The 7,870-nt window shown below is 64.7% G+C and carries 10 protein-coding genes; 7 read left to right on the plus strand and 3 right to left on the minus strand.

The annotated features are described in order from the left end of the window. The 7 genes from VGP39_RS07755 to VGP39_RS07785 form a co-directional block, all read left to right on the plus strand. Window positions 1-592 (plus strand): cytochrome c oxidase subunit 3 (locus VGP39_RS07755; protein WP_327567523.1); only part of this gene is annotated, 592 nt, incomplete at its 5' end. Between the two features lie 204 nt (window positions 593-796). Then, window positions 797-1,186 (plus strand): DUF983 domain-containing protein, encoded by a 390-nt coding sequence (locus VGP39_RS07760; RefSeq protein ID WP_327567524.1) that lies wholly within the window; start codon window positions 797-799, stop codon window positions 1,184-1,186. Then, window positions 1,186-1,980 carry an SURF1 family protein gene (locus VGP39_RS07765; RefSeq protein WP_327567525.1) on the plus strand — a complete coding sequence of 265 codons (795 nt, stop codon included), beginning with the start codon at window positions 1,186-1,188 and terminating at the stop codon, window positions 1,978-1,980. Before VGP39_RS07760 ends, VGP39_RS07765 begins: the two co-directional genes overlap by 1 nt. A gap of 194 nt (window positions 1,981-2,174) precedes the next feature. Then, the gene (gene thrC, locus VGP39_RS07770; protein ID WP_327567526.1) at window positions 2,175-3,593 is read left to right on the plus strand and encodes a threonine synthase; all 1,419 of its coding nucleotides are present in this window, start codon (window positions 2,175-2,177) and stop codon (window positions 3,591-3,593) included. After that, window positions 3,590-4,879 (plus strand): pitrilysin family protein, encoded by a 1,290-nt coding sequence (locus VGP39_RS07775; protein WP_327567527.1) that lies wholly within the window; start codon window positions 3,590-3,592, stop codon window positions 4,877-4,879. The genes thrC and VGP39_RS07775 overlap by 4 nt, the downstream gene beginning before the upstream one ends. A gap of 46 nt (window positions 4,880-4,925) precedes the next feature. Continuing rightward, window positions 4,926-5,513, plus strand: coding sequence for a GNAT family protein (locus VGP39_RS07780; RefSeq protein ID WP_327567528.1), 588 nt, complete (start codon window positions 4,926-4,928; stop codon window positions 5,511-5,513). 109 nt (window positions 5,514-5,622) lie between these two features. Next, window positions 5,623-6,285, plus strand: coding sequence for a hypothetical protein (locus VGP39_RS07785; protein WP_414644593.1), 663 nt, complete (start codon window positions 5,623-5,625; stop codon window positions 6,283-6,285). A 301-nt stretch (window positions 6,286-6,586) separates the two neighbouring features. Here VGP39_RS07785 and VGP39_RS07790 read toward each other — a convergent pair whose 3' ends face one another. The 3 genes from VGP39_RS07790 to VGP39_RS07800 all read right to left on the minus strand — a co-directional run. Further along, window positions 6,587-7,072 carry an ATP F0F1 synthase subunit B gene (locus VGP39_RS07790; RefSeq protein WP_327567529.1) on the minus strand — a complete coding sequence of 162 codons (486 nt, stop codon included), beginning with the start codon at window positions 7,070-7,072 and terminating at the stop codon, window positions 6,587-6,589. A 5-nt stretch (window positions 7,073-7,077) separates the two neighbouring features. Continuing rightward, entirely contained in the window at window positions 7,078-7,635 is a 558-nt protein-coding gene (locus tag VGP39_RS07795; protein ID WP_327567530.1) for a F0F1 ATP synthase subunit B', read from the minus strand. A gap of 66 nt (window positions 7,636-7,701) precedes the next feature. Further along, the coding region (locus VGP39_RS07800; RefSeq protein ID WP_327567532.1) for an ATP F0F1 synthase subunit C at window positions 7,702-7,870 on the minus strand (169 nt) is incomplete at its 5' end.

The following is a 7,870-nucleotide window of genomic DNA, read 5'->3' on the forward strand; positions in this document are numbered from 1 at the left end:
CTGGTTCTGGGCGTTCTTCAACTCGGCGCTGTTTCCGGCCGATGCGGTTCATGCCACCCGCGATGCCCTGTTCGGATGCGGCGCGGGGACGGCCGCCGGCGCCTGCAGCGTACCCGGCACATGGCCGCCGAAGGGCATCGAAACCTTCGATCCCTGGCATCTGCCGCTGCTCAACACGCTGCTGCTGCTGACCTCGGGCACCACGGTGACCTGGGCGCATCACGCGCTGTTGGAGAACGACCGCAAGGGCCTCAAATACGGCCTGATCCTGACCTGTCTGCTTGGTGCGGCGTTCACCTGCGTGCAGGCCTATGAATACAGCCACGCCGCGTTCAGCTTCGCCGGCAATATCTATGGCGCGACCTTCTTCATGGCGACCGGCTTCCATGGTTTCCACGTGCTGGTCGGCACCATCTTCCTGCTGGTCTGCCTATTCCGCGCCTACGCCGGCCACTTCACCCCGACCCAGCATCTCGGCTTCGAATTCGCCGCATGGTACTGGCATTTCGTCGACGTGGTCTGGCTGTTCCTGTTCATCTGCATCTACGTGTGGGGCCACGGCGCGGAAACCATGGCCCACAGCGCGCATTGAACGAGTGCTGATGTGTTACAAGGGGGCGGCCCTCAGGGCCGCCCTTTTTGTTTGGCGTGTGCCCCGGACGCAGCGCAGCGCGCCGCCACTTTGCGGCGTAGTGCGCTGCAGAGCCGGGGCCCCGGTAACGACGGCGTTGGAACCGTGTCCCGGCTCCGCGGTGCATCGTGAAGAACGCTGCACCGCGTCCGGGACACGGAGAGGATGCGTATGGACGACAAAATACCCACCGTACCCCAAAGCGCCATGCGCGGGCTTGCCTGCAAATGCCCGCGCTGCGGCGAAGGAAAACTGTATGCGGGATTTCTCACCCTGCGGCCGGCCTGCGAAAATTGCGGGCTCGATTACGCCTTCATCGATTCCGGCGACGGCCCCGCGGTATTCATCATCATGATCGCCGGCGCCATCGTCGTCGCATGTGCGTTGATCGTTGAGATAAAATACCAGCCGCCGTTCTGGCTGCACGCCGCGCTGTGGCTGCCGTTGATCCTGGCGACCACGCTGCTGCCGCTGCGTTCGATGAAGGCGCTGCTGGTCGCCTTGCAATTCCATCACAAGGCGGCGGAAGGCCGGCTGATCGATCGCGAACCGTGATGGCAACAATCTCCGCAACCCCGCGCGGCGTCGCCGGCCTTGCAATTTTTACGCTTCTGACGTTGGCGCTGCTGATTGGCCTCGGCGTCTGGCAGTTGCAGCGCCGTGCTGAGAAGCACGCGCTGATCGCGGCGTTGACCGAGCGCCTCGCCGCAGCACCGGCTGCGCTGCCGTCGCCCGCGCAATGGAGTGCACTGACGCCGACCAGCGATGAGTTCCGCCGCGTGCGGTTTCCCGCGGCGTATGAATCCCGGCCCGATGCAATGGTCTACAGCGCCGGCTCTGCGGTTCGCACCGATATTTCAGGCCCGGGCACCTGGGCGTTCCTGCCGGCTCGGCTGGCTGATGGCAAGACTATCGTGATCAACGCCGGCTTCATGCAGAACACCATGCAGGATCGCGCGCAGCAGGATCGCGCGGTGGCGCGGCTCGTCACCGGCGCCGCGACGACGCTGACCGGTTACATCCGCTTTCCGGACTCCGCCGGCACCCTGACGACTGCGGCAAATCTTGCCAAACGGCTGTGGTTCGCGCGCGATCACCTCGTCATGGCGAAGGCGCTCGGATGGGGTGATGTCGCGCCGTTCTACATCGATCTGGAAACGCCGGTCCCGGAAAGCGGCGTTCCCAAACCCGGACCGCTTGATGTCCATCTCAAGGACGATCATTTGCAATACGCCATCACCTGGTTCGGCCTGGCCAGTGCGGTGCTGATCGCGTTCGGGGTGTGGTGGCGAGGGCAGCGGCGGACGCAGAACTCGCAGGGTGGGCAAAGCGAAGCGCGCCCACCATGACTGCCATGAGCAGATGGTGGGCACGGCGCAACTGCCTTTGCCTACCCTGCGGTTCTGCGATCCGGCAGGGCGAACAACCGCATTTCCCCTTCGCCCGAAAACGCTTTATGGTGTCGCCCGATTTCGCCTTTTAGCGAAATCGCTATCCAATAATATCAAAGGTTTAGGCATATGCGCCGCCTTTGGAGGACGGCTTGACACAGTATATTTCGACCCGGGGCGAGGCCCCCACATTGGGGTTCTGCGATGTGATGCTGACCGGGCTTGCCCGGGACGGCGGCCTCTACGTGCCCGAGGTGTGGCCGCAACTCGCGCCCGAGACCATCGCCGGATTTTTCGGCCGGCCGTATTGGGAAGTCGCAGTCGACGTCATCCGCCCGTTCGTCGCCGGCGAAATTTCCGATGCCGATCTCGGCCGCATGGCCAATGAGGCCTATGCCACGTTTCGTCATCCCGCAGTGGTGCCGCTGAGCCAGACCAGCCCCAACCAGTTCGTGCTGGAGCTGTTTCACGGCCCGACCCTGGCGTTCAAGGACGTGGCGATGCAGTTAATCTCGCGGCTGATGGATCACGTGCTGGCGCAGCGCGCGCAGCGCACCACCATCGTGGTCGCAACCTCAGGCGATACCGGGGGCGCCGCGGTCGATGCGTTCGCCGGCCTTGGCAATGTCGATCTCATCGTGCTGTTTCCGCACGGCCGCATCTCCGACGTGCAGCGGCGGATGATGACGACGACGGGTGCGGCCAACGTCCATGCGCTGGCGATCGAAGGCAATTTCGACGATTGCCAGGCGATCGTGAAGGGAATGTTCAATCACCACAGGTTTCGCGATTCCGTGTCGCTGTCCGGCGTCAATTCCATCAACTGGGCGCGGATCGTCGCGCAAGTGGTGTATTATTTCACTTCCGCGGTGGCGCTGGGCGCACCGGCGCGGACGGTGGATTTTACGGTACCGACCGGGAATTTCGGCGACATTTTCGCAGGGTTCGTCGCCAAGCGCATGGGCCTGCCGATCCGCTTCCTGCGCATCGCCGCCAACGTCAACGACATCCTGGCGCGCACGCTCAAGACCGGCATCTACGAAGTGCGCGAGGTCCACGCCACCGCTTCACCATCGATGGACATTCAGGTGTCGTCGAATTTCGAGCGGCTGCTGTTCGAGGCATCGGGGCGCGATGCGAGTCTGGTGCGCGGGCTGATGGCCTCGCTCGGCCAGTCCCGCCGGTTCGTGCTGCCCGATCGGGTGCTGGCCGCGATCCGAAGCGAGTTCGACGCCGGCCGTGCCGACGAGGTGGAGACCGGCGCGGCAATCCGCGCCGCATGGCGCGAAGCCGGCGTCCTGGTTGATCCGCATACCGCGGTGGCGCTGGCGGTGGCGGACCGCGACACCTCTGATTCCAGCATTCCCAACATCGTGCTGTCGACCGCGCATGCCGCGAAATTTCCCGACGCGGTGGAGGCCGCCTGCGGGGTGCGTCCGCAATTGCCGGCGTGGCTCGGGGGTCTGATGACCAAATCGGAGCACATGAAAGTCATGAAGAGCGATCAGATTGAAGTCGAGCGGTTCGTGCTGTCGGTCAGCCGCGCCGCGAAACAAGGAGTTGCCGGATGAGCGTTTACGTCACCAAGCTTTCCTCCGGCCTGACCGTGGTCACCGACACCATGCCGCATCTCGAAACCGCGGCGCTCGGGGTGTGGACCGGTGTCGGCGGCCGCGACGAGAAGCCGAACGAGCACGGCATCTCGCATCTGCTCGAGCACATGGCGTTCAAGGGCACCACGACACGATCGTCGCGCGAGATCGTCGAGGAGATCGAGGCGGTCGGCGGCGACCTCAACGCCGGCACCTCAACCGAGACCACCGCCTATTACGCCCGCGTGATGAAGGCCGACGTCCCGCTGGCGCTCGACGTGCTGTCCGACATTCTCGCCAATCCATCGTTCGTGCCGGACGAGCTGGAGCGGGAGAAGAGCGTGATCGTGCAGGAAATCGGCGCGGCGCAGGATACACCCGATGACGTGGTGTTCGAACATCTCAACGAACTCTGCTATCCGGACCAGCCGATGGGACGCTCGCTGCTGGGAACGGCAAAGACTCTCAAGCGGTTCGACCGCGACATGCTGCGCGGCTACCTCACGACGCATTACCGCGGGCCGGACATGGTGGTGGCCGCCGCGGGTGCCGTCGATCACAAGCGCGTCGTCGACGAAGTGACGCGGCGGTTCGCAAGCTTCGACGGTACGCCGGCGCCGAAACCGCAAGCAGCGATGTTCGGCAAGGGCGGCTCCAAGGTGGTGCATCGCGAGTTGGAGCAGGCGCATCTGACGCTGGCGCTGGAAGGCCTGCCGCAAGCGGACCTGTCGCTGTTCAGCCTGCAGGTCTTCACCAACATTCTCGGCGGCGGCATGTCGTCGCGGCTGTTCCAGGAAGTGCGCGAGAAGCGCGGGCTGTGCTATTCGATCTACACCTTCCATGCGCCCTATACCGACACCGGCTTTTTCGGGCTCTACACCGGCACCGATCCCGGCGACGCGCCGGAAATGATGGAAGTGATCGTCGACGTCATCAACGACGCGGTCGAAACCCTGACCGAGGCCGAGATCGCGCGCGCCAAGGCGCAGATGAAGGCCGGGTTGCTGATGGCGCTGGAGAGCTGCAGCTCCCGCGCCGAGCAATTGGCGCGGCATATGCTGGCCTACGGCCGTCCGCTCACCGTGCAGGAATTGATGACCCGGATCGACGCCGTCAGCGTGGAATCGACGCGCAATGCCGCGCGCGGGCTGTTGTCGCGCAGCCGCCCGGCGGTGGTCGCCCTCGGCAGCGGCAGGGGACTGGACACCGCGGTTGGTTTTGCGGAAGGATTGACCAGGTCGAAGGCGAAAACGCTGCTGCATTGAGGGTGTCGCCCTCGAGGGCTTTTCGGAATCTCAGGGGATTTGGATCATGGCCCTGTTTCGTTTGCCATCCAGCGCGCCGCCCGCGCTTGCGCCGCGCGGCCACGGCCTGCTGCTGCGCGCGCCGCAGATGTCGGATTTTCCGCAGTGGGCCCAGCTGCGCGAAGGTAGCCGGGCGTATCTGACGCCATGGGAGCCGATCTGGCCGTCCGACGATCTCACCCGCGCCGGTTTCCGCCGCCGGCTGCGCCGCTACGCCGAAGACGTCGCCGCCGACCGCTCCTATCCGTTCATCGTGTTCCGCGAAACCGACGGCGCCATGATCGGCGGCATCACGCTAGCCAATGTCCGCCGCGGCATCGTGCAGGCCGGTACTATCGGCTACTGGATCGGCGAACCCCATGCCCATCGCGGCTTCATGACCTCGGCGCTGCGCGTGCTGCTGCCGTCGTTGTTCGGCGAACTCAATCTGCACCGCATTGAGGCCGCCTGCATCCCCAGCAATGTGCCGTCGATCCGGGTGCTGGAAAAATGCGGCTTTGCCCGCGAGGGGCTGGCGCGGCGCTATCTCTGTATCAACGGCGTCTGGCAGGATCATCTGCTGTTCGGCCTGCTGCACGAGGATTTTCGCGGCTGACCTTTTCCGAAGACATGACCGTCTGCTCGGGCGCCTTGGGTTTGCCGCCATTGCGCTGCTATAACGCGGCGCAACGGGGACGACGGCAAAAGATGCCGGGGAAATCGGAATGGAAGAAAAGCCTTTGATGTTTGCCGTCGCGCAGCCCGGCCGGCGGCGCGGGATCGCGATGCTGGTCTTGGTCGGGATCTGTTGCAGCATGCTCGCATCCACTGCGTCGGCACAGTCGATTACCGATCGATTCAAGTCGCTTTTCGGCGGAAAGTCCGATGCGACGGCGCCCACCGCGCCGGCGGAAGGTCAAGCGGAGACCGGGGGGCTGACTTGTCCCGACGTCAAGGTTCGCGCCGGCGCGTCCACTTACGCTGTCGCGGCGCCAGGCAAGCAGCCGGTCGGCAGCGACGTGCGCTATCAGGCGACCATCACCCGCACCGCGCGCGACTGCAATCTCAACGCCGGCCAGATCACCGCGCGGATCGGAATCCAGGGCCGCGTCATCGTTGGCCCCGCCGGCGCGCCGGCCTCGGTCGAGATACCGCTGCGCGTCGCGGTGGTGCAGGGCGGCGTGAACGAGAAGACCATCGCCACTACGGTGGTCCGGACCACAGTATCGATGGCCGAAGGCTTGAGCGTGCCGTTCAGCGTGGTCGCAGAGGACGTGGTCTATCCGGCGGTATCGCCCGACATCAACGATCTCTACGTGTTCTATATCGGCTTCGATCCGCAGGCGCTGAAGCCGGAGCCGAAGCAAAAGGGGGCGAAGAAGAAGTGACGCGGCGCATCACCCACGGCGTCGTCCCCGCGAAGGCGCTGGGGCATGCACACGTCTTTTGATTTTGACAGCAGGTCCACACCAAAACTCAGTCCGAGCCACGCATTTAACCGTCATCCTGAGGAGCCGCGCGCTTGCGCGGCGTCTCGAAGGACGGCCGCGGGCGCTTGTGGCCTATCCTTCGAGGCTCGCCGTGAAGAACGGCGAGCACCTCAGGATGACGGCGGTGTTTATGTGGCCATCAGAAAAGCTGGTGGCAGATGTGTGCATGCCGTAGCGCCTTCGCGGGGACGACGAAAACTCAATTCAGCTTTTGCCGAACGTCGTCGATGCCCTTGGCCAGGAGGTTGTCGGCGACCGGTCCCTTTACCGACTGCGTCAGGATGGTGGAGGCCGCGGTCACCGCGGCATCGGCCGCGGCGGCGCGGACGTCGGCCAGCGCCTGGGCTTCGGCGAGCGCGATCTTGCTCTCGGCGGTCTTGGTGCGCCGCGCGACAAAATCTTCCATCTTGGTCTTGGCCTCGGCCGCGATGCGTTCAGCCTCGGCCTTGGCGCTGGCGATGATCTCCTGGGCCTCGCGTTCGGCGGACGCGTGACGCGCCTGGTACTCCGCCAGCAGCTTGGCGGCCTCTTCCTTGAGGCGGCGAGCATCGTCGAGTTCGGCCTTGATGCGCTCGCTGCGGTGATCGAGCGCCGTCAGCACGGTACGGTGAACGCCGAGATAGGCGAACACACCCATCAGGATGACGAAGGCGACGGCGACCCAGAATTCCGGCTCGGAGAACATCGAATTTATCCCTTCAACGACGCGTCGACGGCGCTGTCGACGGCCTTGCCGTCCGGCATCACGCCGGTGAGCCGTTGCACGATGGCTGCGGCTGCTTCGGCTGCGATACCGCGGACATTGCTCATTGCCGCTTCACGGGTCGAGGCGATGGTCTTTTCCGCGTCCGCCAGTTTCACGGCAAGCCGCTCTTCCAGCGTCTTGCGTTCGGCCTCGGCTACCGCATTCAGCTTTTCGCGTGTCTCGGTGCTGATCGCCTGCGCGCGGGAACGCGCAGCCGCCAGTTCGCTCTCATAGGCCTTCAACGCACTGTCGGACTCGTCCTTCAGCTTTTGCGCCGCGGCCAGATCGCCCTCGATCGCATTCTGCCGCGCGTCGAGCAGGCCGCCGACGCGCGGCAGCGCAATTCGCGACACGATCAGATAAAGGGCTACGAACGCTACCAGCAGCGAGACCAGTTGCGAAGCAAAGGTCTCTTTCTGGAACGGCGGAAACGGGGCCTTGTGGCCGCCGTCTGCCGCGGTGTGGGCGGTCGTGCCCTTGGCGTTGCCATGACTTTCAGCCACGGGCTTCTCCTGTTCGGCTGGAGCAGGTCGCTGTGGCGACCCGTTCACCGGCCTTGTCTGTAAAGCTTAGAGCGCGAACAGCAGCAGCAGCGCGATCAGCAGCGAGAAGATGCCGAGCGCTTCGGTCACGGCGAAACCGAAAATCAGGTTGCCGAACTGGCCCTGGGCTGCCGATGGGTTGCGCACCGCGGCGGCAAGATAGTTGCCGAAGATGATGCCCACGCCGGCGCCCGCG

The organism is Bradyrhizobium sp. (assembly GCF_036009065.1).
In the GTDB taxonomy this organism is placed as follows: domain Bacteria; phylum Pseudomonadota; class Alphaproteobacteria; order Rhizobiales; family Xanthobacteraceae; genus Bradyrhizobium.